The sequence below is a fragment of the Mucispirillum schaedleri ASF457 genome (genome assembly GCF_000487995.2).
GTDB classification, from domain to species: Bacteria; Chrysiogenota; Deferribacteres; order Deferribacterales; family Mucispirillaceae; genus Mucispirillum; species Mucispirillum schaedleri.
In genome coordinates this window covers 1089808-1115537 of the sequence record NZ_CP097562.1, presented here as the reverse complement: position 1 = coordinate 1115537, position 25730 = coordinate 1089808, and the positions used below count along the sequence as shown (strand labels likewise).

Sequence of the window (25730 nt, the reverse complement as noted above, 5' to 3'; positions counted from 1 at the left end):
CGAAAAATCTAAATTATATATATTACAGGAGTTAATAATATATTTAAAGTATATGTTTTTTAGATACTTTGCTTAAAAATCAAGCTCAGTAAGACACAGATGCAGGCTCAGTATCACATTATTTGCTTTAAATGCTCTACTATATTCATTGATTATATACTTTATCTAATTTTTTAGTTTGTAATATTATTTTCTTCTTCTGAATATATTTTAATAAATTCTTCACTAACTTCTTTTTTATATACTACCATATCACTGCTGTATAAATTAATATTTTCCACCATAAAAGATGATGAATGAAAATTTTCAGCAATATATCTGTAACTTTTTGTAAATTCCTGTTCGTTTTTCATTTCTTTTATTCTTCCAAGTGTAATATGTGGAGTATATGGTTTCCTGTCATCAAAAAGTATGTTTAATTCTTTTAATTTTTGATGAAGCTGTTCTGTATAATTTTTTAATTCATCAGAAACTATTTTAATAAATACAGTTGATGGTATACCTTTCCTTTTAAAAAGCCCAATATTTTCACATTTTATTTCAAACTGTTCCCTTTTTAGATGGCAGAGTATATTTTTAATATCTTTTATGTGTGTATCTGACAAATCTGAAAAAAATGCAAGAGTTATGTGCATTTTATTAAGACGGACAAAAGACATATTTGCACTATTGTGTAATGTTTTGCATGATGATGTATACAATGTTCTAATATTTTCTGGTATTTCAAGGCCTATAAATGCACGCATTATTTTTTCCCCTTTGTCATGATATTATAACTTTCCTGATAATATGAAAGAAGTATTTTTGATAGATAATCTTTTTCGTCCTGTTCCATATTTTTTGGACTGCTTTCAAGCATATATTTAAATGAATGTTTCAGCCATTCATGATTTTTAATTATTGCAGCAGAGCCCCATGTGTGAATTATGCTGTAGCTGTTATTATCTTTGCAGAATATGTTTTCACCAATATATTCTGATAGATTATCATTAAGTCCTGCAAGCCCTAAAATAGTAGGTGGTAAATCTACATGATTAGTTGAAGATGTAATTTTTTGATTTCCCTTAAATGATGGAGACCATATTAAAAGCGGCACTTTAAAATCATCTGGAAATTCCTGCTTTTCAAAGTTGCCTAATACATGGTCTGCTGTAAAAATAAATATGGTATTTTTAAAATATTCTTCATTTTCTATTTTTTTAATAAATTCGCCTAAACTCCAGTCAGCATATACAAGTGTATTTTTAAAGCCATTTTCACTGTTTATATCATGTGGAAATTTTACATTTATTTTATTTGGCTCAGCATAAGGAATATGGGTTGTGCCTGTAAATAAAAATGCAAAAAATGGTTTATCTTTTCCTTTATTTTTAAGAACTTCTGCAAGTTTCATATATGTTTCATAGTCCCAGCCAAACTGAGATGCTTTATAGTCTGGATAGTCTAGTATCTGCTTAATATCTTCCATACCATAATATTCCTGAAATCCAATTGATTTTGCAATCACATCAAGGTAAAAAGAGTTTCTTTTTGATGCCTGTATAAAGACTGTGTCATATCCATTTTCTTTAAGGTTTGAAGCAAGATTGCCGCTTCCTGCAATAGTTTCCAGACCAAAGCCAAGTTTTGGAATATTATCCATAGGAGGTATGCCTAAAAGGATAGCTTGTATTGCAGATATACTGCGTCTTTCAGGGGAATAGTGGTTACTAAATATAATCCCCCCCCTATTAGATGCAAGTCTGTTAAAGTTTGGTGTCAGCTGCATATTAGAGCCTGAAAAAGCATCTACATAATAACTGCTCCAGCTTTCAAGCAGGATAAAAATAATATTAGGTCTTTTAATTTCAGTATAAGGATGAGTGCAGTTTTCATGTTTCAATGACAGTATAAATTCATGTGCCTGCCTGTCATCATAAAATGAATACATATCTTTAGACACTGCTTCATTTTCCGTCATATATCTAAGAGATGTAAATAATCCATTTAAAGTAAGGTTGGCAAGTGCATTATTTCCACTTACAAAAGCATTAATTGTGCTTATTGGTTTAATATCAAAACTGCTTCTTATGAATATAAATACAATGCCGCCTATAAGAATAAAATAAAGTGCAGATTTAATTAAGCTGTTTCTAGAAATATTTACATCTTTTACTTTAATATCTGCAAATTTTTTCCAGAAAAAACCGCATACTGCAATAATGGCTAATACTATAAACACCATATAAAAGTAAGTTTTTGCCATTGTATATATAAATTCATAATCATTGCCTAATGCGGCAAATTCACCTGCCAGATGTCTTGAAACATAGCCAAAATATACAGCATCTATAACAAGGTATATGGTAATTACTGCATATACTGGAAACATAAGCCAGTATATTATTTTATGATATTTTTGAGAATTAACAGGCAATAGTAAAAGCACAATAAAAGGCGATATTATTGTTAAAAAGATAGATGTATCAAACCTTATGCCGTGGAGCAGTGCTAAAAATATGCTCCATGCACTGTTTTCTTTAAATAAATCAAAATAAACTGTGAATATTATCAGCCTGATAACTGTAAATATTGCAAGGCCAATTAAAACAGCATAAAGAAGTTTTAAATATCTGTGCATAATTTACCTGCTGTTATTTCTGCTTTAGATGATGTTACTTCATCTATTTTGCTGCCGTCTTTATCTATTACTTTTATAGTGTATTCATCTTTATCATTTCTTGTCATAACACAGTAATGGTGGTCATTAACCCTGCATACTTTATATTTATTTTCAATAGATGCAGGATAAAGTGGAGCACCGCCGCCAGCAGTTACTATATAATTTGTCTTTTTATATATTGACCTTTCATAAGAATGAACATGGGCAGAAAATACAAACATTACATTATATTTATCAAAAAGTTCCAGTAAATATGGTGCTTGGTATGGGTAATATTTGCCTGATGTAAAAAGCGGGTAATGCAGACCAACACTTATATTTTTATTTTTGTTTTTTTCTAAATCATCTTTAAGCCATGTAATCAGCTCTGTATGCAGACTTTCATCAATAACATCAAGCACAATAAAGTGCATACCCATTCTGTCAAAAGAATAGTATGTTTTATTTTTTGGCAAGTCTAAAAAGATTTGATAATGGTGTATTTCAGCTTCATGGTTTCCTCTTACAGGGAAATATTCGCATTTTTTCCAAAGTTTATTTTCTATAATGCTGAATATAAGGTAATGGAGAAAATTGTGGCTGTTAGAAGCTATATCACCAGTAAAAAGTATCATATCAGGATTTTCTTTTTTTATCATATTTGCAATATGGTTATGCATTTTATAGCTTGAACGCACATCACCATATATTACTATTTTATTAATGTTTTTATCAGCAGGGTCAAATTTCAGCCTGTGGCGGACAAGAAAATAGATAAATAAAACCAGTGTAAAAAAAACACAAATTATAAAAAAAATAACAAATATAATATTTAATATCATTTTATTTTTCCTTATTTTTCACAATACTTTCTAATGAAGTACTTACTGTATCTATAATATTTCCATCTATATCTACTGCTTTAAGCATATATGTGTCATTATCTTTTGTAAGCATTGTATAATGGTGAACATTTTTTCTTATCTGTCTATAAGGGTTATCTCTTGTCACAGGATAAAGTGGAGCACCGCCGCCGGCAGTTACTATATAGTTTGTCCCTTTATATAATGACCTTTCATAAGAATGAACATGGGCAGAAAATACAAACATTACATTATATTTATCAAAAAGTTCTAATAAGTCTGGCTCATTATATGGCTCATATTTGCCTGATGTAAAAAGCGGCACATGCATAGCAACAGAAATTGGTTTATTCTTATTTGCTTCTAAATCATTTTTAAGCCATTCCAGCTGAGTTTTTTCAAGTGGAGCATATACATTCCAGCAATCAAGCACAATAAAGTGCATACCCATTCTATCAAAAGAATAATATGACATATCATTTGGCAAATCAAAAAAAGCATCATAAAGCCAGTAGGTAGATTCATGATTGCCCCTTACAGGATAATATTCTGCATTATCCCATAATTTTTTTTCAAATATGGTATGCTGCATATAATGAATATAATTTCTGCTGTTTGAGGCAATATCGCCTGTAAAAATAACCATATCAGGCTTTTCTTGATAAATCATATCAGCAATTCTTATATGGGTTAAATATCCTGAGCGAACATCGCCATATATAATAATTTTATCTATATCTTTATTTTCTGGCTGAAAATCTAAATGATGTCGGGTAAAAAAGTATAAAAATATAGAAAGTAAAATAAATATAATTAATAGAATTATAATAATATATACTGTTTTTTTGAGAATATTTTTCATTAAACACCTTAAAAATATATTTCTGAATATTTTACTATGTTATTAAAATAATTGCAAGGATATTAATATTATTTTAATATGTTTACTTATATATTAAATCTCTGCTTGTTTTATGTAATGGACTTTATAACACTTTTTATAATGTATATTTTAAATAATTATTTACAAATAATGATTATTAGTTTAGTATTTTATGGCATGCTTATATGCAAATAAATTATTAATGGAAAATACCATGAGTTTAGAAAATCAATCCACTTTAAAGCCTGTAAAATTTCAGGCAAAATTACTTATTAAAATAATTACAGCAATAATTATTGGTATTGTGCTGGGACTTATATTAAGCCTTTTTTCAGGCGGTGTTGTTATTGCAAAAATACTGATGATTTTTAATTCTATTTTTAGTAATTTTCTCAGCTTTATCATACCGCTTTTAATTATAGGGCTTGTGGCACCGGGCATTGGGCATCTTGGCAGAGATGCTGGTAAACTTCTACTTATTACTATTGTTCTGGCGTATGCTTTCACACTTTTTTCAGGCTTTTCTACTTATGGTATTGCATCTTTACTTTATCCTTTTATGCTTGACGGTGCAGCACTTATATCACCAGATGCAGATGTATCAAAAGGTATTCAAGCATATTTTACAATAGATATGCCGCCAATAATGTCTGTCACATCAGCATTAATATTTGCTTTTGTTTTAGGTTTTGGTTTAGCAGTTACAAAAACAGAAAAAATTATGGATGTTGTTGATGATTTAAGAATAATTATTAATAAAATTATTTCGTCAGTTATTATTCCACTGCTTCCGCTTTATATTTTAACTATTTTTATGAGTATAACTTATGTTGGTGAAATTGGTAAAGTTTTAGCAGTGTTTATTAAGATTATAATTTTAATATTTATTTTAACAGCTGTCTTATTGTTAATATTTTTCAGCATTGCAGGTATTGTAGCACATAAAAATCCACTCACACTGCTTAAAAGGATGATGCCTGCTTATATTACAGCCCTTGGCACTTCTTCTTCAGCTGCAACAATTCCTGTTACACTAGAGTCTACTTTATCAAATGGTGTTAGAAACTCTATTGCAAGCTTTGCTGTTCCACTATGTGCAACAATTAACCTTTCTGGCTCTATGCTTAAAATTGTAGCCTGCTCATTAGCAGTTATATATACAACTGGTATGGATATATCATTTTCTCAGTATTCTGCATTTATTTTTACATTAGCAGTTGCAATGGTTGCGGCTCCGGGTGTTCCGGGTGGTGCTATTATGACAGCTCTTGCACCATTATCAGCAGTTCTTGGTTTTTCTCAAGAAACAAATGCATTAATGATAGCATTATATATTGTTATGGATAGTTTTGGCACGGCAACAAATGTTACTGGTGATGGTGCTATTGCAGTTATTCTTGATAAAATCTATAAGAATGACCATAATCTTACAGAAGATGAGACTGAATCTTAAATGAAATATATTGTTTCCCTAGGTGCTGGAGAAGAACAAGCATTTGCAATTAATACTGCTATGTCTAAAGGGTTAAAGGTAATTGCATTTGATATGAAAGAATGTGATTATAGTTTAGTAAAACCTGATTTATTTTACAATATCAGTATACATGAAAAAGAAAAAATTGCAGATATTTTATCACAATATGATATATGTGGTGTTCTTCCAAGCCCTGTTGGTAGAAATGTTGTTACAGCAGGGTATTTAAATGATTATTTTGGGCTTAAAGGTCCTTCGTTTTCATGCTGTGATATATGTTCAGATAAACTAAAAAATAATAAATATTTAGAAAAAAATGGTCTTGCCTTTCCGCAGATATACCAAAAAGATAATATTGTTTTTCCTGCCATTTTAAAGCCACAATTTGGTTCTGGCAGTAAAGATGTCCAAATTGTATATAATGAAAATGAACTTGATGAAGTTTATAATAAATATGATGGCAGCTATGGAGAATATTTAATACAGGAATATATTCAAGGTGTTGAGTATGGCTGCGACATAGTTATCGGGGGGGGGGAATTCCATTTCTTAAATATTCGCAGCAAACAGATAACACCTGAGCCGTATAGGCAGGAACTTGCCTATATAATGCCTGCAAATATTTCTAATCAAGACTACAATACAATTTATAATATATTAAATATATATATTAATAATATGAATATAGATAGTGCAGTATTTCATGCAGATATTATATTGAAAAATAATGAAGCATATATTATTGATATATCACCTAGAGCAGCAGGTCTTAATATTACATCAAAATTAATTATATCATCTTGCGGATTTAATATATATGACTATTATATTAACCAATTACTTAATAAACCAAACCCAAAAATATCAAAATCAAACAGCTATACATTATTACAGTATATACCATTTGAGAATATGTGTGTAGATAAAGATTTGGATATTTCATATATACAAAATAAATATAAAATCATCTACATGGAATATAATATTATAAAAAATCAATATATAGGTAAAATTACAAATACATCACATGTATTAAACAGGGGATTTTATATTATAGAAAATCAATCACTGGAAGAACTATATATTCAAAATAATAAAATATTAGATGAATTAACAGGGGGAATAGTAAATGAATAAAATGGATGAGCAAAATAAATCAGTTTGGAAAAATGTAATAGAAAATGCAGTTATGTTATATCCAGCAGAGAGTGTAGCAAGGTTTTTAGGAAGAAATTACAGCAAGATAGATAGAGCAGTAATATCTGAAATGAAAGCATTGGATATAGGAACAGGCAGTGGAAGAAATCTTAAAGCATTACTTGATTATGGTTTTCAGTCTTATGGTATAGACTATATTGCTGATGCATGTAATATAGCTAAAAATAATCTACAAGGTTATAAAAACTTAAAAGAAATATATTGTGGCAACTTTACAGAATATAATTTTAATATGGAGTTTGATGTAATATTGATTTTTGGAGTTATTTTTTTAAGAGATGTAAAATCTATTACAAATGATTTATTAGTAATAAATAAATTATTAAAAAGTAATGGCAAAATGTTTATAAATTTTAGAACTACTTATGATTATCTTTATCAAACAGGTCAAAAAATTGATGACAATACTTTTATATTAGAAAATGAATATAAAGATGCAGTTTATTCGTTTTTTAATTTAGATGAAGCAAAAGAGCTGCTTATAAATACAGGCTTTAAAATAGAAAATATAGAAAGAGAGGATTACTATAAAGATAATTTACACAAACATAATAGCTGGTGGATGCTGCAGGTTACTAAATAGAGATAATTATAGAATATACAGGCTGATATAAAATAAAGTTATAAAAAATAGTTCAGCATATTAGGTCATTTATGAAAAAAATTGTGATAATACAAGCTCGTATGGGTTCTGCCAGATTAAAAGGAAAAGTTCTTTTTAATCTGTGTAATAAGCCTATGCTTTATCATATATATAACAGATTACACTATGTTAAAAATATTGATGATATAGTTGTAGCCACATCAATTAATCCATTAGATGATGCAATATTCTCATTTTGTTCTGCTAATAATATTTTATGTTTCAGAGGTGATGAAAATAATGTATTAGAAAGGTTTTTTCAATGTGCTCTAAAATATAATGCTGATATAATTACTAGAATAACAGCAGATTGTCCATTTATTGAGCCATCTATTATTGAAAAAAATATAGATATATTTTTAAAGGGTAAACATGACTGTGTATCTCCACGAAGTAAAGACGGATTAATTAGAGGCCTTGATAACGAAATATTCTCTTTTAAAGCATTATGTGATATGCATGGCAAAGATTTAACTGATTCAGAAAAAGAACATGTTACATTATATATGTATAATCATGAAAATGAGTATAAAATACTTTCCCCAAAGATTGAAGAAATATATAAAAGCAAAAATATAAGACTATGTGTTGATGAAAAATCTGATTTCCAGCTGACATCTGTGCTTTATAATAAGTTTTATAAAGAAAATAGTATAATAGATACAAAAAGTGTAATAAAATTTTTATTAAAACATGATGAAATAAATAAAATTAATATAAATGTTAAACAAAGAGAAGTATGATATGGTTATAGGTAAAGTAGACACTAATAAAAAAGCTTTCATTGTAGCAGAATTAAGTGGAAATCATGGTGGTGATATTAACAAGGCTTATAAACTTATTAAAGCAGCGGCAGATGCTTCTGCAGATGCTGTCAAACTTCAAACATATACACCTGATACAATTACATTAAACTCTAATAAAAGTTATTTTCATACTAATATAAATGGGTTATGGGCAGGTAAAACACTTTATCAGCTTTATTCTGAAGCATATACACCATGGAGCTGGCATAAAGAGTTAAAAGATTATGCAGAAAGTTTAGGACTGGAATTTTTTTCTACTCCATTTGATATTACATCTGCCGATTATTTAGAAGAATTAGGCATTCCATGCTATAAAATATCATCTTTTGAAATTAATGATTTATATTTAATAGAACATATTGCTAAGAAACAAAAGCCTATATTATTATCTTTAGGTTTATCAGAAGAACATGAAATATGGGATGCAGTTAATACTATAAGATATGCAGGAAATAATCAAATATGTTTATTAAAATGCACTTCATCATATCCTGCTTCCATAAGTGATGCAAATATAATAATGATAAAGGATATTAAAGAAAGATTTCAAGTAGAAGCAGGCATATCAGACCACACATTAGGATACAGTGTTGCTGTTGGTGCATTCTGCCTTGGTGCAAGAGTGATTGAAAAACATGTTGTGCTTGATAAAAATGATAATACAGTTGATGCAGGATTCAGCATGACACCTGATGAATTTCATTCAATGGTTAAAATGATACGAGAAATTGAACTAGCTTATGGATGTATAAACTATACTTTATCACTTAGTCAGAAAAATCAATTAATGGATAGAAGGTCTTTATTCACTTCAAAAAGCATAAAAAAAGGTGAGTATTTTACGGAAGATAATATCAAAAGTGTAAGACCGGGATATGGAATATCCACAAAATATTATAAAGAAATCATAGGTAAAAAAGCAGCATGCGATATAGATTATGCAGAGCCGTTGCAAGATTATATGATAAATTGGAATGATGATTAATTATTATATATGGTAATTTTTTAGTTTTTAGATACTTCGCCTTTGGCTCAGGATGAGCCGTCTGAATTGTATGTATTACATTAATTATATGTAAAATATATATGTAAAATATATAAAAGTTTATTTTTGACTTATGCATTGTATTTGATTTAATACATGAATAAAGCCTGCTTAAAAAGCAGGCAATATATTTATTTAACTGTTTTTTTACCTTTTATCATTTTAATATTATACACAAGTGAGCTTGCAATACCTATTGATGAATAAGTGCCAATTATAATACCTGCTATCATAACAACAGCAAAACCTTTAATAACTTCGCCGCCAAAAACTGCCAAACTTATTACTGCAAGCAGTGTAGAAGTAGATGTTAATATTGTTCTTGAAAGTGTTTCATTAATACTAATATTTATACTTTCCATCAATGGTTTATGTTCATCCATTCTTGACCTTTCTCTAATTCTGTCAAAAATAACTATTTTATCGTTTAATGAGTAACCAACAACTGTTAGAAGAGCTGCTAAAACTGTTAAATCAAAAGTAACATTTGCTGCAACAATAATACCAAGTGTAAGTATAATATCATGTGTTAAAGCTATAATAGAGCTTGTTGCAGACATTAATTCAAACCTGATAGCAACATATATTAATATACCTATAACTGCATAAAGCACTGCTAAAAGAGCCTGTCTTTTTAAATCTTTACCAACCTGTGGACCTACCTGCTCAATACTGTCTATTACAACTTTGCCCCCTTCAGAGAATTTTGTTTCCAAAGAATTGCTGATAGTATCTGAAATCTTTTTCAAATCTTCCCCACCTGCTCCCTGGTCTACTTTAATTCTGAATGAGCTGTCTGAACCTAATGTTTGTATGCTTACACTTGCACCAATATCCTGAGTAAGTGTAGTTCTCATTTTATCAATATCTACTGCCCTTTCAAATGTTACCTGCACACTTGTGCCACCTGAAAAATCTACACCATAGTTAAAGCCTTTGCCAAATATAAATGCAAGCCCTATAATGCAGAGTATAATAGAGACTGTAAAATATATTTTAGATTTGCCAATAAAATCTATCTTTGTTTCTGTTTTAATTAATTCAAACATATCAAGTCTCTCCCTATATACTCAAATGCTTTATAGTGCGTTTATACATAAATGACATAAATATAGTTCTTGTTACAAATATTGCAGTAAACATAGAAGCTATAAGACCAATACTTAATGTAATTGCAAAGCCTTTAATAGGACCTGTTCCAAACTGGAATAATACAACTGCTGCGATTAATGATGTTAAGTTAGAGTCAATAATTGCAGATAACGCTTTTGAGTAGCCTATATCTATGGCATTAATAACAGTTCTGCCTTTTCTCAACTCCTCTCTTATCCGCTCAAATATAAGAACATTTGCATCTACTGCCATACCAAGAGTAAGCATTATACCAGCAATACCGGGAAGTGTTAATGTAGCTTTAAACTGAGCAAGAACAGCTAAAATTAATAAAAGGTTTAATACAAGAGCAATATCTGCATTTATACCACTTAAACGGTAGTATATGCCAATAAAAAGCACTATTAATATAAAGCCTGTAATACTTGCTGTTACACCACTTTTAATAGAGTCATCACCAAGAGATGCACCAACTGTTCTGTTTTCTGCAACAGTAACAGGGGCAGGAAGTGAGCCGGCTTTTAAAACGATAGCCAGATTATTTGCTTCTTTAAAAGTAAAGCTGCCTGAAATACTTGCTTCACCGCCTGAAATAACAGTCTGTATTGTTGGGGCAGAATAAATTGTGCCGTCAAGAACAATAGCAAGATTTCTTTGCAGGTTATTTTTAGTGATTTCTTCAAAAAGTTTAGCACCTGTTGGGTCAAACTTAATAGCAACATAAGGTCTGTTATCCTGTGGAGATACCATTACTTCTGCATCCATTAAATAGCTGCCTGTCAATACTGGTTCTTTTTTGACTGCCATCATAACAGTAGAAGGCATTGTTCCACCAGTAACTGGGTCTGTCATTTTATATGGAAGCAGTGCCACATCAATAGGCTGAGCCTGCAACCCTGCTTTAATTGCTTCTGCAGTAACATTTTCATCTACAAGGTGGAATGAAAGAACTGCAGTTTTACCTATTAGATTAAGTGCTTCATCTGGGTCTTCTAAACCGGGAAGCTGAACAACAATTTTATTACTGCCTTGTTTTTGTATTAAAGGTTCAGCAACACCAAATTCATCTATCCTGTTTCTTAATACTTCAATAGACTGGTCAACAGCATCTTGTCTCCAGCGGTTTTCATCTGCATTTTTCATACCAAAAAGTATTGATTTTTCATTATCATCTAAGCTGACCTGTGTAAGATAAGGATAGTTTTTATCTATTGTATCAACAACTTTCTGCCTGTCTTTTGCATCAGATAAGCCAACTGCCACATTATAAACATTCTGCTTTCTAACAAATGTATAGTCTAACTGCTCGCTTTCTAAATCTTTGCGGATTTGGGCAGCAGCATTATCAATCTTGCCTTCAATAGCTTTATCTGTATCCACTTCTAAAACAATGTGCATACCACCCTGCAGGTCAAGACCTAAATTAATTTTTTCAGATATTGGGTATATTGCATAAACTGCCCAGGCAAGAACAAGAACAATTAATACCCAGCGAGAAGTAATTCCCATAATCTATTTATTCTCCTTAACAGCAGTATCTGTAACAGTGTTATATGTTGCTGGGTCAAGTTTATCAGCAATAGCTGTTTTAAACATACGAACTTTTGTGCTGCCTAAATCAATTACCATAACATTACCGTCAATGGAATAAATTGTGCCAATCATCCCTGCATTAGTAAGAACAGTGTCACCTGCTTTTAATGCATCAAGCATAACAGCATGCTGTTTCTGCCTTTTTTGCTGTGGACGGATAAGTAAAAAATAAAAAATCACAACCATTAATATAATCGGCATAAAGCTCATTAAGCTGCCCATGGCTGTTTGTGGTGCAGCACCTGCTGCTGCCTGTGCATAAGCTGCAGTTTCAAAAAACATATTAATACCTCCAAGTATTATAAATTATTTAATTATTATTTTTTAATCTATAAAGCATTTCCTGTTGAAATGATTTAAATTTACCTTCTTTTACAGCATTTCTGCTGTTTTTTACAATGGATAAATAAAAAGAAATATTGTGTATACTGTTAAGCCTGAGAGCAAGTATTTCACCAGCTTTATATAAATGCCTTAAATAACCGCGAGAAAAGTTACGGCATGTATAGCAGCTGCAGTTTTCATCTATCTTTTCGTCGCTGAAAGCTAAATCTGCCCTTTTAATAGAAAACTTGCCACTGCTTGTAAAAAGTGTGCCGTTTCTAGCATTTCTTGTAGGCATAACACAGTCAAACATATCAACACCTAAGCCAATACATGTAAGTATATCTTCAGGTGTGCCAACTCCCATAAGATACCGTGGTTTATCCTGCGGCAGAAGAGATGCAGTATATCCGCATATTTCATACATTGTAGATATTTCTTCACCTACACTTAACCCGCCAATAGAGTAGCCGTCAAACCCAATAGATGTGAGCTGCTCTGCTGATCGTTTACGCATATCTTCATAAATACCGCCCTGCACAATACCAAACAAAGCCTGTTCATCTCTTTTTTTAGCATTCTTGCCACGGAGAGCCCATCTGGCTGTCCTGTCTACTGAATTTTTAACATATTCATAAGTTGCAGGATATGGGATACATTCATCAAATGACATAATTATATCACTGCCAATAGCTTCCTGTATCTCAATAGATTTTTCAGGGTTTAAGTATAATGATGAGCCGTCAAGGTGTGATTTAAAGCTGACACCGTCTTCTGTTATTTTATTAAGCTCTGCAAGAGAAAATACCTGAAATCCGCCGCTGTCTGTTAATGTAGGCTTATTCCATGAAGAAAATGCGGCAAGTCCGCCAAAATGTTTTAATACTTCTGTTCCGGGACGCAGATATAAGTGATATGTATTGCCTAATATTATTTGTGCCCCTGCATTATTTAAATCTTCAGGGGATAATGCCTTTACAGAACCGACTGTGCCAACAGGCATAAATATAGGTGTTTCTATCTCCCCATGAGGAGTTTTAATTCTGCCTGCTCTGGCACTTGTTTCACTGTCTTTATATTCTATGTCAAAAGAAAACATTATAAATAGTTCACTCCATATAATCCATGAAATTATATTTATAAATAATTTTTATGAAAATATAAAGAGAAAATAATTATTTTTGCATATTTTTTTGAAAAATAACCTTTTTAAGATTTTTATAACCCTATATTTTTCCTGTTTATATCTACTATCCATTCTTTTCCATCATTTGCAGGGAAATATTCTGCAAACTTATCTACAAAAGCATCATAGCCATGCTGCATTTTATATTTTACTTCTTCTTTATAAAGCGGCAGCACTAAATATAGTGATATTAGTTTATTATCTCTTGTTTTTATAACAGATATATCATCACCTAATGAAAGCACCATAGCTGCACTTAATTTTGTATTATTTGCAAATGATTCATACTCTATTGTATAGCCCGGACCAATCCATGTAAAAAATTCATAGTGATACCTTGCCATCATTCTTAAAAGCTGCATAGGCCAGTAAGCATTATGCTTTGGTATGGGAGATACCATATTATCTATATCCCAGTTTTTTGGAAGCAGCATAAAAAGTTCTGCACGCTTAAATTCAGGATATTCTTTTTCAATACTCTCTGGTAAAAGCATATCTTCACTGCTCATGCCTGATGTATAAATAACATAATATTCTTCATCATCTGATGGATACATAATATTTATGTCTATCTGATATTTTGCTCCATTTGGGTCAATATGCAGACCAGTTTTACGGCTTGGAAAAATATAATTTAAATGGTCATCTACATCTTTTGAATATTCAAATGAAAGTGGAGTAAGCCTTCCTGCAGAAATATTTTGTGATTTATTTTGATTTTTATTTTCTTTGTTTTGCCTGTTTTTAATATTTACTGGTTTTTTATACCTGCCAAATACCATTGATATTCCTTAAAAAATTCTGCCCCACTTTAATGCAGGGGCAGAATATAAATTTTATAAAAATGCTGTGGCAACTAAACCTGTTACTGTCATAATTACCGCATAAGGTGCCGCTAATTTCATCATTTCAAAATATGAAAGCCTTATTAATGGAGCAAGAGATGAAGTTAATAAGAATAAAAATGCAGCCTGTCCGTTTGGTGTAGCAACTGATGGAATATTTGTTCCCATATTGATAGCAACTGCAATATTATAATACTGCTGACGAGTGGATTCATCAAGATTAGCAATAGCAGCAGAAATGTCAGCTGCACTTCTTGCTCCTGCGCCTAAAAAGTGAGTTTTCACTTCACTCATATATACTGTTGCAACAAATACATTATCACTGATAGCTGAAAGCACGCCGTTTGCTGCAAAAAATGCCACAAGCTGGTCATTACCCTGCATGTTAAGAACAATATCTATAATAGGTTTAAATAGTTTTAAATCCTGAATAACACCAACTATTGCAAAAAATACAACCAGTAATGCTGTAAATGGCAGTGCTTCTGTAAAAGCATGTCCAAAATGGTGCTCATCTGTAACACCATTAAATGCAGTTAAAAGGATAATAACCATTAACCCGATAAAACCAACTTCTGCAATATGCAGTGCAAGAGAAATAATTAATATTATCCCAACAGTCGCCTGCACAATATAACGCATTTTAGTATTTTTTGTCATTTTAGCTGCATTTTCTTCTACATCTGCTTCTAAAATTTTACGAACATTTGATGGCAGTTTATATCCATAGCCTAAAAAGTGAGTAAGTTCAACAAGCACTACTGTTAAAAGACCGGCAATAAAAACAGGTATAGAAACATGTGCACAATGGATAAAAAAGTCTACGAAGTTCCAGCCGGCAGCTGCTGCAATAATTAAGTTTTGCGGCTCGCCAACCTGAGTCATAGCACCACCTAATGCAGTTCCTACAGCACCATGCATCATAAGGTTTCTTAAAAAGCCCCTGAACTGCTCTAAATCCTGTTTACTTTCTTCTGGAATACTGCTGTCATCTGACAGGCTGCCCTGAGCACCTGATTTTGACGAATATCTGTGATATATACCATAAAAACCATAAGCTACTGCAATAATAACAGCTGTTACTGTTAATGCATCTAAAAAGGCAGAAAGAAATGCTCCTAAAATAGAGAATATTAAAGAAAGTGCCAGTTTTGATTTTACTTTTACAAGCAGTCTTGAAAATATAAATAAAAGAAAATCTTTCATAAAATAGATGCCTGCTACCATAAACATTAATAAAAGTATAACAGATAAATTTGCTTCTACTTCATGTAAAAGTGTAGAAGGGCTTGTCATACCTAAAATTAATGCTTCAATAGCCAAAAGACCGCCTGATGGCAGTGGATAACATTTTAATGCAAGAGCAAGAGTGTAGATAAACTCTGCAATTAATACCCAGCCTGCAAGTGTTTTACTTACAAACAAAAAAAGTATTGGGTTGATAATTAAAAACGCCAGTATGGAAAGTTTATACCATGCTGGAGTATTCCCCAAAAAGTTTTTTACAAATGATGCTCCATAGCCCATTTCTTTCATGTGTTTTCCTCCAAAAATTATATCATACTATATTCCTAAGCGAAAGCAGTATATGAATATTGTTAATATAAATAACTGCATAGAATATAAGCGAAATTTTTTAACATATTATATTATTTTTTCTAAATTAAGAGCAAATACAGAAGTAAACTCAATAGCTCCAAAACTATTTTAAACATATCAATATGCTCTATACTATAAGACTTGAAAGATATATAGCACCTTTCAAATGTTATATATTAAAAACTGCTCTTGTTTTTTGTTTTAATACAGATGCTTCTACATTATAAACATTCAAGCATGCGTCTGCATATTTTTCTAAAATATCATAATTATTGTTATTTTCAGAAACATGCCCTAAAAAGCAGCGTTTTAATCCGCTTTTACTTAGTTCGCCTATAAGATAAAAAGCATCCTTGTTGGAAAGGTGACCTTTTTTTGAAAGTATCCGTCTTTTTAAATATTCTGGATACTTGCGGTTCTTTTTCAGCAAATCATCTTCATAGTTTGATTCTACTGTTAATACTTGGGTATTTTCTATAGCTTTAAATAGTTCATCAGTAACTATGCCAAAATCTGTGGCGATAGATAAAACATTATCACCAAATCCAAATTTAAAGCCAAAAGGTTCACAGGCATCATGCATAGTTTTAAATGGCATAACAGTAAAATCTGCAAATTCATAAGTAATATTAGCATCTATCGTGTAAATTATTTCAGTGTTTACTCCTTTTTCTGCTAAAACTGCTGCTGTGCCCTTTGATGTATATATTTTAGGGTTATAGCATGATATTAATGGCAGAACACCTGAAATATGGTCGGTATGCTCATGAGTAATAAAAAGGCTTGCTCCCTTTTCTTTATCAGGCTTTCTATTTTCCAACCCTTTTCTAATAGATGTTAATGTTGCTCCTGCATCTACAAATATAAAATATCCATTATTTTCTATACAATAGCAGTTACCAGAACTGCCTGATGCTATTACATTAAAATTCATTACCATATATTATTGTAACTTAATGTAAAACACAAGTATTTTCGGCATAATATATGTATATTTTTATAAGTTATTTAGAAATAAGATATTTTTTCTCTTAATTTTATATAAGGAACAGCTGTTTTTGCATAAAACTTATTTTTTTTACTTTATATAAAACAATGTAGAATTTTTGGTTTTATTTAAGTTATATATTGAATTTATAAGTTATTTTATATTCTAATTAATGTATTACATAAATCTTTAAAGGTGAGTTATGACAGAAGAGTTAAAACATATTAAAGAATACCACTCTACACACAATGCTTTTGCAAAGGCAATGAATATAAAAATACTTGATATAGATAAGGGCTATGCTAAAACTATTATGGAGCTTAAATCGCAGCATAAAAACAGTATGGGTATAACTCATGGTGGGGCAATATTTGCAATAGTTGATACTACATTAGGTGCAGCAGCAACTGCTTATGGCACATTTGCAGTAACAGCGGCAGCAAATATATCTTATATTAAGGCGGGAACAAAAGGTCCATTAACAGCAGAAGCAAGAGAGCTTAGCAAAACTAGGAAATTAGGCACTTATGAAGTTAAAGTATATGATGGCGACCAAAGCCTTATAGCCATAGCTCAAGCTACAATGTATAGAAAAGATAAGCCATACCCACCAGTTGAAGAAGAAAAATAAATCATTTATTATTAGTAAGATAAAAATTATTTTTTAAAAAAATAAAAAAAGTTATTGACAAAAAAAAATATATAGGTTATATAACTTATCCTTGAATGACGCGGGATAGAGCAGCTTGGTAGCTCGTCGGGCTCATAACCCGGAGGCCGTCGGTTCAAATCCGGCTCCCGCAACTTTCTATGGCGGTTTAGCTCAGGTGGTTAGAGCATGCGGCTCATATCCGCAGTGTCCGGGGTTCAATTCCCTGAACCGCCACTTTTTTACACTGCTTTTTAATTATTTATATCAAGACTTATCATTTTTTAAATATACTTATTCTTATTTGTCCTTTATTAACCTTAGTTATGCTGAACCTAAAAGGTGAAGTATCTAAAAAGTATACAATTTAAATATATTATATGCTGCTTTAATATATATAATTTAGCTTTTTCGTCTTATAAATTAAGGCTCAAAATGACTGCTTGTTTCAAAAATAAAGTGAACTTAATTTGAAAAGTATAATATATTAATGTCAAAAAGTAAAATAGAATGATGTTGAAAAGTGAAATAGAAAGCTGTCAGAAAGTAAAACAGGCTTATTTTTCACCACAATAGCTGAATGTATATCCATTATATTCAGCTGTATAAACCCATAGTCTTTCTATGGCATGAGCTATTGTTCCATCTGCCTGTCCTTTTTCGTTAGGGAAGTTGTTTGCCAGTGTGTTTGTAAAAATAGGCAGCACTGCATCTACTCTTGCCCAGAACATATTGCCTACTGGAAAGACAATATTATTTACAGGCAGTTTTATATCAATATCCAGCTTTTGCAGCACATTTTCTGCCAGCTCTTTATTTAAACCCCAGTGGATAGCATTTTCCAGATTTTGAAATGGTTTTGGGAAAACTATCCCCAGCCCTTTATTCATTTCAAGATTTTTTAAGATATTTTCTATGTTTTCTTTTGAGCCAAAAAGAGAGCCGAAAAGATACTCCCGCCAGTTATCTCCAAAAATATCTATTTTAGATTTTTTAGTATGCATGTGGCATATAAATTTATATTTTGTAACATATTTACTCATTTGAGCAATTAAAGGATAAACATCTCTGCCTTTATTATCATAAATTTCCACTATAACATTTACAGCATTAGAATGGCTTTTAAAGTAGTTTCTAATATATTCTGCCTTATCAGTGCTGTCAGTAGATATGTAGCAGTCAAAAGCATAAGGAATTTTATTTATTTCTGTAACAATATTTTCAAGTAAATCAAGATAAAAAATATGTATTTGCAGGCATATTTGAGCTTTACTGCACATTTCTTCTGGCATAGCTTGAGAGTATGATGAAAGTTTTTTGCCGTATATTTTTTTATTAAATACAGCTCTATACATTGTATTTAAATAAGCATAGCCAGTTTTTTTCTCTGGTGCAGTATGGCTGTATTCATCCCAGTTATTAAAAGAATCTATAAATAAAAATCTTTCATTTTCCTTAAAATTATCTCGTAAAAAGCTGCATTCTGTTTTTATCCAGTTATAAAAAATTTCAAGGCTGTATTTATAAACAGACAGCTCATTTTTATAAAGAGTATCTTTACCGTTGATAATAGTTTTATAAAATGGTTTATCTGATTTTATGATGTGGTGGCAGAAAAAATGTGCTAAAAAATCATAGCTGTATAAATAGTGCTGTATTTTTTTATTAATATATGAAACACTGTTTGCAGAAATTGACGGCATTTTATCAGTATCAGCAGAATATATATATCGTGATATTTTATCATGATTTATATCAGCAGTGTGAAGTATTCTGCACCATATTTGAAAATCTTTAATATTGTGTGATATAATACTGAATGCTGAATTTATGAAGCTGTCAATATCTTTATAGTTTTTCAGTCTGCGTATATCTAAAATTATAATATACTTTTCATCAAGTTTTATCATTTTAGAAAAATCAGTAATATTTAATACCGTATTTATATCATCAGCAGTAAGGCATGCATCAAGGCTTAAGCAGAAAGGGTGTGTTTTATCGCACAGGTTTAATGCACTGATAAAATTTTTATATTTATTTGTATCATTTACTTCATAGCAGAAAGCATATATCTGGTATTCTTTTGCAAGCTTTATATGGTAGTTTATTCTTTCACTTGCATTGTTGCTGTATACAAGTGGAATTCTTGGAGAGTAATGGTTTAAATAAAGTGGTTTTCTAGCAGCAAGTAATGCTATATCTGTTTGAGCAACACTATAAAAGGCGATAGGCTTAATATCAGTATTAGTAGTATTTGATGGAATATACTTTGCCTGATAAAAGCAGTCAAAGGAATACTTACTCAGCTGTTTACCTGCAATGATATTTTTAATGAAAATATCAACCTTTTTATAAGTAGCTTTAATGCCAGTATATTTAAGTGAAAAGAAAAATTTTTTTATTAAATCATAATATCTTTTATACATAATACCATAATGATAGAATACTTTTTTTTATTAAACTACACTTAATTATTGCATACAATTAATTAATTTTCAATGATATTTTACATTGATAAGTATTTTAGCCTTGAAATTATATGCGATATAAAAAATGCAGTAAATTTTAAACAGAATATTAAATATCAGGCTTTATTTTATAAAAAAATAACTAAAGAATTAATAATATATTATGTTTAAATTAAAAAGTTTATGGCATATGTCAAAAATAATGTTTGCAATTTTCTAAAAACAGAGTAGTATAGGAAAAAAGCGGAAGTCTTATGTAGCATAATAAAATGAGGTTGTTATATGCCGCGTCCTAAAAAATGCCGTAAAGTATGCTGTATGCCTGTTGTGAATATGTTTGCTCCATCATCTTATGAAGATGGTTTAAGCATGGAAGTTATAGTTATGACTATAGATGAATATGAAACAATCAGGCTTATAGACAGGGAAGGTCTTTCGCAAAGCGAGTGCAGTAAATATATGAATGTTGCCCGCACAACAGTGCAGCAGGTCTATAACAATGCCCGTAAAAAAATTGCAGATGCGTTAGTGTTAGGGCTGCCGCTTGAGATTAATGGCGGTGATTATACTATATGTGATAAAAAGGAACTGCCATGCAGTTTTTGTGGTTGTAACAGTATATTTTTCAAATAAATATAACTATAAATTATTATAAGGAGCTAGGATATGGGTAGCGATAGTTGTTCACATAATTGCAGCGGATGTGGAGAGGACTGCGGTGATAGAAGTGCAGAAAGTTTGTTTGAAAAGCTTAATGAATTCAGCTGTGTAAAAAAAGTAATAGGGGTTGTCAGCGGTAAAGGCGGCGTTGGTAAAAGTTTAGTAACATCATTAATGGCTGTAATGGCTCAGCGTAAAGGTTTAAATACTGCTATTTTAGATGCAGATATTACAGGACCATCTATTCCAAAATCATTTGGAATTAATGAAAGGGCAAGGGTAAGCCCGCAGGGAATGATGCCATCGCTTTCTAAAAAAGGCACACAGATTATGTCTCTTAACTTAATTTCAGAAAACGAAACTGACCCTGTAATATGGAGAGGTCCAGTTATAGCTGGCGTTGTTAAACAGTTTTGGACTGATGTTATTTGGAAAAATGTAGATATAATGTTTATAGATATGCCGCCCGGAACTGGTGATGTGCCATTAACAGTATTTCAGTCTATTCCAGTTGATGGTATTATTATAGTATCGTCACCACAGGAGCTTGTTGGTATGATAGTAGAAAAAGCAGTTAATATGGCTTCTATGATGGATATACCAGTATTAGCTCTTGTGGAAAATATGAGCTATTTAAAATGCCCAGACTGTGGCAGTGAGATAAAAATATTTGGCGAAAGCAATATAGAAAAAATCGCCAAAAAGCACAATGTTTCACTTGTTGCAAAAATACCAGTAGACCCAAAAATAGCTTCGCTTGTAGATGCTGGTAAAGTGGAATATGTGGATATTGATAATTTAAACAGTATTTTAGAAAGCATTATTGCAAAATAGATGAGGTGTTTTATGAAAATAGCGGTTGCTGTAGAAAATGGCATGGTTTGCGGCCATTTTGGTCATAGTCCTTCTTTTTCATTTTATGAAGTTCAGGATGGTAAAATAATATCATCAGAAAATATTCAAAGCCCCGGTGCAGGTCATGGTATTCTGCCTGATTTTATAGCATCTCATGGTGCAAATGTCGTTATTGCAGGCGGCATGGGTGCTGGAGCTGTAAATGGCTGCAATGCAAGGGATATGCAGGTAGTTACAGGTGTTGCAGGAAACCCAGATGAAGCAGTATTATTATTTATAAAAGGAGAGCTTGTATCAAGCAGTTCAGTATGTTCTCATCATGGTGGAAGTAACAGCTGCTCTCATCACGGCAGCTGCGGTCATTAATTATTAATATTTAAATAAATGCTGTCCCCTTTTTATGAAAAAGGGGATTTTTTTATTTTTTTTGTGATTATGCTTGAAGTATTTTTTTTTATAATTTAATATAGTATAATGTATATAAAAGGGGGCGTAATCTATGTTATTTGAATTTCCAAAGAAAGTTAAAGAAAATAATAACAAACTGTTTAAGAAAACATCTTATGATATAAGGGCTTATGTTGGCGAGCCGGGAGATTTTTTTAATGATAATGCAGTATTAACACCAAGTGCTGTGGAAACAGCAGGTATGCTTACAGCAGGTATGGTATTTAATACTCAAAATGGCGGCACAGTTTCTTTAAAAGAAGGAGATACTATTGTAGTTGGTTATGATAACGGCCCTACATCTAAAATATTAGCAGAATCTTTTGCAAAAGGTGCAGCTTCTCAGGGTGTAAATGTATATGACATAGGCATTTCTTCTTCAGGTCAGGTGTACCAAAATCAAGAGCAGTTATTGGCTCATGGTCACTGCCAGATTACAAGAAGCCATGTAGAAGTAACTACTAACGGAGCAAAATTTGGCATAGGCACTCAAGGTATTCATACATATCTTTTGGGGCAGATGAATGAAGCTGTTGCAAGTGGCAGTTTCAGCACAAGAAATGCTAAATGTGGCACAATTACAGATAAATCAGCAGAAGGTAAAAAAGTATATTTTGAAAAAATGAAAAATATTTATAAAGATTATTTTTCTAAAAGAGATAACTCTATGGTGGCAGTAAATGTGTTTGGTGGCACAGGTGTGCAGTATGTAGAGCTATTTAAAGATATATTTGGCGAAACAGTAACAATATTAGGTAAAGATATAAATGTAAATGCTGGTGATTTACTGGCAGACCCTACAAGAAAAGAAATGCTTGAAAGAGTTCCGTCTTTACAGGCTGCTCTTGATAAAGGCTTACGAGTTCATTCTTTTGATTTAGATGCAGACAGGGGCTCTATAACAGAGGGCAAAGATGCATTAACATTAAATGGGGAAGGTCATTATTTAGGTGATAATCTTGCATTTATTTTAGCCGGCTATAAACTTATGATAGCAGTGCCTGCATTAAAGAAAAAATTAGAAGCTTTAAATGTTGCAAAAGAGAAAATTGATGAAATAGTTAAAATTGCAAGCATTATTTATGTAGACCCACGCTATACTTCAAGTGTAAAAAGCTATGTGGAAAAAGAGCTTAAAGGCACAACAGAGTTTCACAGAAAAGGTCATTCTTTATGGAAAGAAACTATTACTGCTAATATGAATAAGATGGCAGCACTTGCAGGCTTTTCTTCTATCAAAGAGTTTGTTGCAAAAACAGGTTACAGAGATATACAGATAGAAGCGTCACTTCACATGTTTGCAACAGATACTATGGACGGTATACCAAGAGATGATGCTGTTGAAAATATATTTCTGCTTGAAAAAGTATTAGATGAAATGAATATAAAAACATTAAAACCATTTTTTGATAAAATGCCAAAACGCTTTATCACAAAAGAAATACGCACTACTTCTGTATCAAATGAAGCAAAAGATGCAATAACAGCTTCTATTTTAGATACATTAAGAAAAACATTTGAAGGCAGGGCAGGTTTTTCTATTGTAGAGTTTGACGGTCAGATTAGGATAGACTGGGCAACAGGCTTTTTAATGTATGGCATGAGTAACACTTCTCCAAAACTTACATTTATGGCAGAGGGTGAAACAGTAAAAGAAAGAAATATGGTGCTTGCATACATTATGGCACTTCATAATGAAGCAAAAAAGCAGGAAAAAGATGATTTGCCTATGGATGTATCAGAAAATCCATTTTATATTAAAGATGCAAGTTATGAAATGAATAAACCAGATGAAATTAATTTTGATGATGAAAGAGTAAAAGCATTTATTAAATTTATTGGTTAGCAGATATATTCTGCCCTGTTATATGGTATGATTTTTATACAAAACAGCAGGGCAGAAACTATTGTATAGTATAAGTTTGGTTACAAGGAGTTTTACTATGCATAATTTAATACATTATAAAGAACATTACGGCCGCATATCATATTCTTCTAATGATAATAATTTTACAAGCAGTGTAAAAGGAGTTAAGGCAGGAAAGAATGTGTCAGTAAAAGGCTCATCAGAAGAAGAAGTGAAAAAAGCCTTTAAAGACTACATTGATGAAATGAGTAATAAAAGTAATACTAAAAAATTATAGTTTTAAATCATTAAAATTAATAAATGGTGCAGGTGGTGTCTTATGGCTTCCTATGATTTTTTCAAGCCATAGTATATCGTGCCATGTGTTGTGCTTATAACCGCAGTTATTAAAATGGGCTGCTTCCTGAAATCCAAATTTTTTATGAAAAAGCACACTTTCAGTATTTGCATAAGTTATGCAGGCATATATATTTAATATATTCATCTGTTTGATATATTCAAAAAGAGAGGTATAAAGTTTTGTGCCTATTGATTTATTTAAATATTTGTGGTGCAGATAAATTGTTGTTTCACATGAATAGTCATAAGCCTTTCTTGTTCTAAGTGGTGCAGCATAAGCATATCCTGCTGTTTTTCCATTGATTTTAGCAGTTAAGTATGGATATTTATTCTGTATTTTTTCTATTTGTAGAGAAAATTCATTTATATCAGGTATATCTATTTCAAAAGTAGCAGGGGAATTTAAAACATAATAACTGTAAATCTCTAATATCTCTTTAATATCGCTTTTTTCTGCAATATTTATTATTACATTATCCATATTAATTTTCCTTTAAAGTTTCAGTTAAGCTGTTTAATAATTTTTCATACTCTAAGCATCCTTTTTTAAATTTTAAGCTGCATGATTTATTAAAATATTCCAGTGCTTTTGTTATATCTTTTTCAACTTTTAAGCCTTTCTGATATATAATACCCATATTATAGCAGGAAGAAGCATTTTGCAGACTGCATGCTTTTTCATATAGTTTTTTAGCCTTTTTAAGTGATTTTCTGATGATTTCCCCTTGATAATAAATGGCTGCAAGTTCAAAGCATCCGGAAGCTATGTTATTCTCACATGCAGTGTTAAAAAGTTTAACGGCTTCTTTCTGCATAGTTTTATTGTAATCGCCTTTATATAATATTCCAAGTTTGACACATGCTTCATATATTTTGTTTCCACATGCTTTTTTATAAGCAGTAACAGCTGACAATATAAGCCCAGAGTCTTGAAAAAGCTGACCTGCAAAATAGCATGCAAGGAAATCATTATTGCTGCATTCAGTTTCAAGCTGTTTAATACTTCTAACAGGAATATCAGTTTGTGCAAAGCTGATACTGGAAAATATTATAATTATGAATAATATTAATGTAATTTTTCTCATATTATCACTATATCTTGAAAAATAATTTTATGGAAGAAAAATATAGTATTTTCTTAGTATATTTTTTAATGCAGCAGCATTTTATACTGCATAAATTTTTGATATACTAAAATATGTATTCCTGAGTGAGTATCAGCGA

At 31.1% G+C, this 25730-nt stretch carries 25 protein-coding genes and 2 tRNA genes; 13 read left to right on the top strand and 14 right to left on the bottom strand.

The annotated features are described in order from the left end of the window. Positions 1-173 precede the first annotated feature (173 nt). Genes thpR through N508_RS05210 form a run of 4 tightly spaced genes read right to left on the bottom strand, consistent with a single transcriptional unit; the run spans position 174 to position 4366 of the window. Positions 174-746 (bottom strand): RNA 2',3'-cyclic phosphodiesterase, encoded by a 573-nt coding sequence (gene thpR / locus N508_RS05225; RefSeq protein ID WP_023275350.1) that lies wholly within the window; start codon positions 744-746, stop codon positions 174-176. After that, positions 746-2620, bottom strand: coding sequence for an LTA synthase family protein (locus tag N508_RS05220; protein WP_076654041.1), 1875 nt, complete (start codon positions 2618-2620; stop codon positions 746-748). Before N508_RS05220 ends, thpR begins: the two co-directional genes overlap by 1 nt. Then, positions 2605-3483 (bottom strand): metallophosphoesterase family protein, encoded by an 879-nt coding sequence (locus N508_RS05215; protein WP_023275347.1) that lies wholly within the window; start codon positions 3481-3483, stop codon positions 2605-2607. The genes N508_RS05220 and N508_RS05215 overlap by 16 nt, the downstream gene beginning before the upstream one ends. A gap of 1 nt (position 3484) precedes the next feature. Next, the gene (locus N508_RS05210; protein WP_023275346.1) at positions 3485-4366 is read right to left on the bottom strand and encodes a metallophosphoesterase family protein; all 882 of its coding nucleotides are present in this window, start codon (positions 4364-4366) and stop codon (positions 3485-3487) included. Positions 4367-4601: 235 nt separating this feature from the next. Between N508_RS05210 and N508_RS05205 the strand changes: the two genes are divergently transcribed. From N508_RS05205 to pseI, 5 genes are all read left to right on the top strand, one after another. After that, a complete protein-coding gene (locus tag N508_RS05205) occupies positions 4602-5840 on the top strand; it encodes a dicarboxylate/amino acid:cation symporter (RefSeq protein ID WP_051350759.1) in 1239 nt (412 codons plus the stop codon). Beyond that, a complete protein-coding gene (locus tag N508_RS05200) occupies positions 5841-6998 on the top strand; it encodes an ATP-grasp domain-containing protein (RefSeq protein WP_023275344.1) in 1158 nt (385 codons plus the stop codon). Next, the gene (locus N508_RS05195) at positions 6991-7662 is read left to right on the top strand and encodes a class I SAM-dependent methyltransferase (RefSeq protein WP_023275343.1); all 672 of its coding nucleotides are present in this window, start codon (positions 6991-6993) and stop codon (positions 7660-7662) included. Before N508_RS05200 ends, N508_RS05195 begins: the two co-directional genes overlap by 8 nt. A 71-nt stretch (positions 7663-7733) precedes the next feature. After that, entirely contained in the window at positions 7734-8465 is a 732-nt protein-coding gene (locus N508_RS05190; RefSeq protein ID WP_023275342.1) for a cytidylyltransferase domain-containing protein, read from the top strand. Between the two features lies 1 nt (position 8466). Next, positions 8467-9513 (top strand): pseudaminic acid synthase, encoded by a 1047-nt coding sequence (gene pseI, locus N508_RS05185; RefSeq protein WP_023275341.1) that lies wholly within the window; start codon positions 8467-8469, stop codon positions 9511-9513. Positions 9514-9704: 191 nt separating this feature from the next. On the opposite strand, the gene secF is transcribed toward pseI, so the two are convergent. The 7 genes from secF to N508_RS05150 form a co-directional block, all read right to left on the bottom strand. Beyond that, positions 9705-10622 (bottom strand): protein translocase subunit SecF, encoded by a 918-nt coding sequence (secF, locus tag N508_RS05180; RefSeq protein WP_023275340.1) that lies wholly within the window; start codon positions 10620-10622, stop codon positions 9705-9707. Positions 10623-10635: 13 nt separating this feature from the next. Continuing rightward, a complete protein-coding gene (gene secD, locus N508_RS05175; protein ID WP_023275339.1) occupies positions 10636-12195 on the bottom strand; it encodes a protein translocase subunit SecD in 1560 nt (519 codons plus the stop codon). Positions 12196-12198: 3 nt separating this feature from the next. After that, positions 12199-12561 (bottom strand): preprotein translocase subunit YajC, encoded by a 363-nt coding sequence (gene yajC, locus N508_RS05170; protein ID WP_023275338.1) that lies wholly within the window; start codon positions 12559-12561, stop codon positions 12199-12201. Between the two features lie 28 nt (positions 12562-12589). Next, positions 12590-13702, bottom strand: a complete 1113-nt coding sequence (tgt, locus tag N508_RS05165) for a tRNA guanosine(34) transglycosylase Tgt (protein ID WP_023275337.1) — start codon at positions 13700-13702, stop codon at positions 12590-12592. Between the two features lie 119 nt (positions 13703-13821). Next, a complete protein-coding gene (locus N508_RS05160) occupies positions 13822-14571 on the bottom strand; it encodes a suppressor of fused domain protein (protein WP_023275336.1) in 750 nt (249 codons plus the stop codon). A gap of 54 nt (positions 14572-14625) precedes the next feature. Then, positions 14626-16170 carry a sodium/proton antiporter NhaB gene (gene nhaB / locus N508_RS05155; protein WP_023275335.1) on the bottom strand — a complete coding sequence of 515 codons (1545 nt, stop codon included), beginning with the start codon at positions 16168-16170 and terminating at the stop codon, positions 14626-14628. Positions 16171-16402: 232 nt separating this feature from the next. Beyond that, the gene (locus tag N508_RS05150; protein ID WP_023275334.1) at positions 16403-17173 is read right to left on the bottom strand and encodes an MBL fold metallo-hydrolase; all 771 of its coding nucleotides are present in this window, start codon (positions 17171-17173) and stop codon (positions 16403-16405) included. Positions 17174-17423: 250 nt separating this feature from the next. Here N508_RS05150 and N508_RS05145 point away from each other — a divergent pair, with 250 nt between their 5' ends. From N508_RS05145 to N508_RS05135, 3 genes are all read left to right on the top strand, one after another. Continuing rightward, positions 17424-17852 (top strand): PaaI family thioesterase, encoded by a 429-nt coding sequence (locus tag N508_RS05145; protein ID WP_023275333.1) that lies wholly within the window; start codon positions 17424-17426, stop codon positions 17850-17852. 99 nt (positions 17853-17951) lie between these two features. After that, positions 17952-18025: transfer RNA gene (locus N508_RS05140), tRNA-Met, on the top strand. A gap of 8 nt (positions 18026-18033) precedes the next feature. Beyond that, a tRNA-Met gene (locus N508_RS05135) sits at positions 18034-18107 on the top strand. Between the two features lie 320 nt (positions 18108-18427). Here the strand turns inward: N508_RS05135 and N508_RS05130 are convergent. After that, complete coding sequence (locus N508_RS05130; protein ID WP_023275332.1) at positions 18428-20296, bottom strand: rhamnan synthesis F family protein; 1869 nt, start codon at positions 20294-20296, stop codon at positions 18428-18430. Positions 20297-20620: 324 nt separating this feature from the next. Between N508_RS05130 and N508_RS05125 the strand changes: the two genes are divergently transcribed. The 5 genes from N508_RS05125 (at position 20621) to N508_RS05105 (ending at position 24444) form a co-directional block, all read left to right on the top strand. Beyond that, a complete protein-coding gene (locus N508_RS05125; protein WP_023275331.1) occupies positions 20621-20971 on the top strand; it encodes a DUF134 domain-containing protein in 351 nt (116 codons plus the stop codon). 33 nt (positions 20972-21004) lie between these two features. Then, complete coding sequence (locus tag N508_RS05120) at positions 21005-21832, top strand: P-loop NTPase (RefSeq protein ID WP_023275330.1); 828 nt, start codon at positions 21005-21007, stop codon at positions 21830-21832. Between the two features lie 12 nt (positions 21833-21844). After that, the gene (locus N508_RS05115; protein ID WP_023275329.1) at positions 21845-22219 is read left to right on the top strand and encodes a NifB/NifX family molybdenum-iron cluster-binding protein; all 375 of its coding nucleotides are present in this window, start codon (positions 21845-21847) and stop codon (positions 22217-22219) included. A 133-nt stretch (positions 22220-22352) separates the two neighbouring features. Beyond that, a complete protein-coding gene (locus tag N508_RS05110; protein ID WP_023275328.1) occupies positions 22353-24146 on the top strand; it encodes a phosphohexomutase domain-containing protein in 1794 nt (597 codons plus the stop codon). A gap of 97 nt (positions 24147-24243) precedes the next feature. Further along, positions 24244-24444 (top strand): hypothetical protein, encoded by a 201-nt coding sequence (locus N508_RS05105; protein ID WP_023275327.1) that lies wholly within the window; start codon positions 24244-24246, stop codon positions 24442-24444. Here N508_RS05105 and N508_RS05100 read toward each other — a convergent pair. Together N508_RS05100 and N508_RS05095 are read right to left on the bottom strand one after the other, a co-directional pair. Beyond that, positions 24439-24987: a GNAT family N-acetyltransferase gene (locus N508_RS05100; RefSeq protein ID WP_023275326.1), complete on the bottom strand. Its 549-nt coding sequence runs from the start codon at positions 24985-24987 to the stop codon at positions 24439-24441. The two genes, N508_RS05105 and N508_RS05100, sit on opposite strands and share 6 nt — an antisense overlap. 1 nt (position 24988) lies before the next feature. Continuing rightward, complete coding sequence (locus tag N508_RS05095) at positions 24989-25591, bottom strand: tetratricopeptide repeat protein (protein WP_023275325.1); 603 nt, start codon at positions 25589-25591, stop codon at positions 24989-24991. Between the last annotated feature and the right edge of the window lie 139 nt (positions 25592-25730).

Bases quoted from the DNA above. Each gene is read 5' to 3' on its own strand.
- thpR (WP_023275350.1), bottom strand. From the start codon at position 746: ATGCGTGCATTTATAGGCCTTGAAATACCAGAAAATATTAGAACATTG.
- N508_RS05220 (WP_076654041.1), bottom strand. From the start codon at position 2,620: ATGCACAGATATTTAAAACTTCTTTATGCTGTTTTAATTGGCCTTGCA.
- N508_RS05215 (WP_023275347.1), bottom strand. From the start codon at position 3,483: ATGATATTAAATATTATATTTGTTATTTTTTTTATAATTTGTGTTTTT.
- N508_RS05210 (WP_023275346.1), bottom strand. From the start codon at position 4,366: ATGAAAAATATTCTCAAAAAAACAGTATATATTATTATAATTCTATTA.
- N508_RS05205 (WP_051350759.1), top strand. From the start codon at position 4,602: ATGAGTTTAGAAAATCAATCCACTTTAAAGCCTGTAAAATTTCAGGCA.
- N508_RS05200 (WP_023275344.1), top strand. From the start codon at position 5,841: ATGAAATATATTGTTTCCCTAGGTGCTGGAGAAGAACAAGCATTTGCA.
- N508_RS05195 (WP_023275343.1), top strand. From the start codon at position 6,991: ATGAATAAAATGGATGAGCAAAATAAATCAGTTTGGAAAAATGTAATA.
- N508_RS05190 (WP_023275342.1), top strand. From the start codon at position 7,734: ATGAAAAAAATTGTGATAATACAAGCTCGTATGGGTTCTGCCAGATTA.
- pseI (WP_023275341.1), top strand. From the start codon at position 8,467: ATGGTTATAGGTAAAGTAGACACTAATAAAAAAGCTTTCATTGTAGCA.
- secF (WP_023275340.1), bottom strand. From the start codon at position 10,622: ATGTTTGAATTAATTAAAACAGAAACAAAGATAGATTTTATTGGCAAA.
- secD (WP_023275339.1), bottom strand. From the start codon at position 12,195: ATGGGAATTACTTCTCGCTGGGTATTAATTGTTCTTGTTCTTGCCTGG.
- yajC (WP_023275338.1), bottom strand. From the start codon at position 12,561: ATGTTTTTTGAAACTGCAGCTTATGCACAGGCAGCAGCAGGTGCTGCA.
- tgt (WP_023275337.1), bottom strand. From the start codon at position 13,702: ATGTTTTCTTTTGACATAGAATATAAAGACAGTGAAACAAGTGCCAGA.
- N508_RS05160 (WP_023275336.1), bottom strand. From the start codon at position 14,571: ATGGTATTTGGCAGGTATAAAAAACCAGTAAATATTAAAAACAGGCAA.
- nhaB (WP_023275335.1), bottom strand. From the start codon at position 16,170: ATGAAAGAAATGGGCTATGGAGCATCATTTGTAAAAAACTTTTTGGGG.
- N508_RS05150 (WP_023275334.1), bottom strand. From the start codon at position 17,173: ATGGTAATGAATTTTAATGTAATAGCATCAGGCAGTTCTGGTAACTGC.
- N508_RS05145 (WP_023275333.1), top strand. From the start codon at position 17,424: ATGACAGAAGAGTTAAAACATATTAAAGAATACCACTCTACACACAAT.
- N508_RS05130 (WP_023275332.1), bottom strand. From the start codon at position 20,296: ATGTATAAAAGATATTATGATTTAATAAAAAAATTTTTCTTTTCACTT.
- N508_RS05125 (WP_023275331.1), top strand. From the start codon at position 20,621: ATGCCGCGTCCTAAAAAATGCCGTAAAGTATGCTGTATGCCTGTTGTG.
- N508_RS05120 (WP_023275330.1), top strand. From the start codon at position 21,005: ATGGGTAGCGATAGTTGTTCACATAATTGCAGCGGATGTGGAGAGGAC.
- N508_RS05115 (WP_023275329.1), top strand. From the start codon at position 21,845: ATGAAAATAGCGGTTGCTGTAGAAAATGGCATGGTTTGCGGCCATTTT.
- N508_RS05110 (WP_023275328.1), top strand. From the start codon at position 22,353: ATGTTATTTGAATTTCCAAAGAAAGTTAAAGAAAATAATAACAAACTG.
- N508_RS05105 (WP_023275327.1), top strand. From the start codon at position 24,244: ATGCATAATTTAATACATTATAAAGAACATTACGGCCGCATATCATAT.
- N508_RS05100 (WP_023275326.1), bottom strand. From the start codon at position 24,987: ATGGATAATGTAATAATAAATATTGCAGAAAAAAGCGATATTAAAGAG.
- N508_RS05095 (WP_023275325.1), bottom strand. From the start codon at position 25,591: ATGAGAAAAATTACATTAATATTATTCATAATTATAATATTTTCCAGT.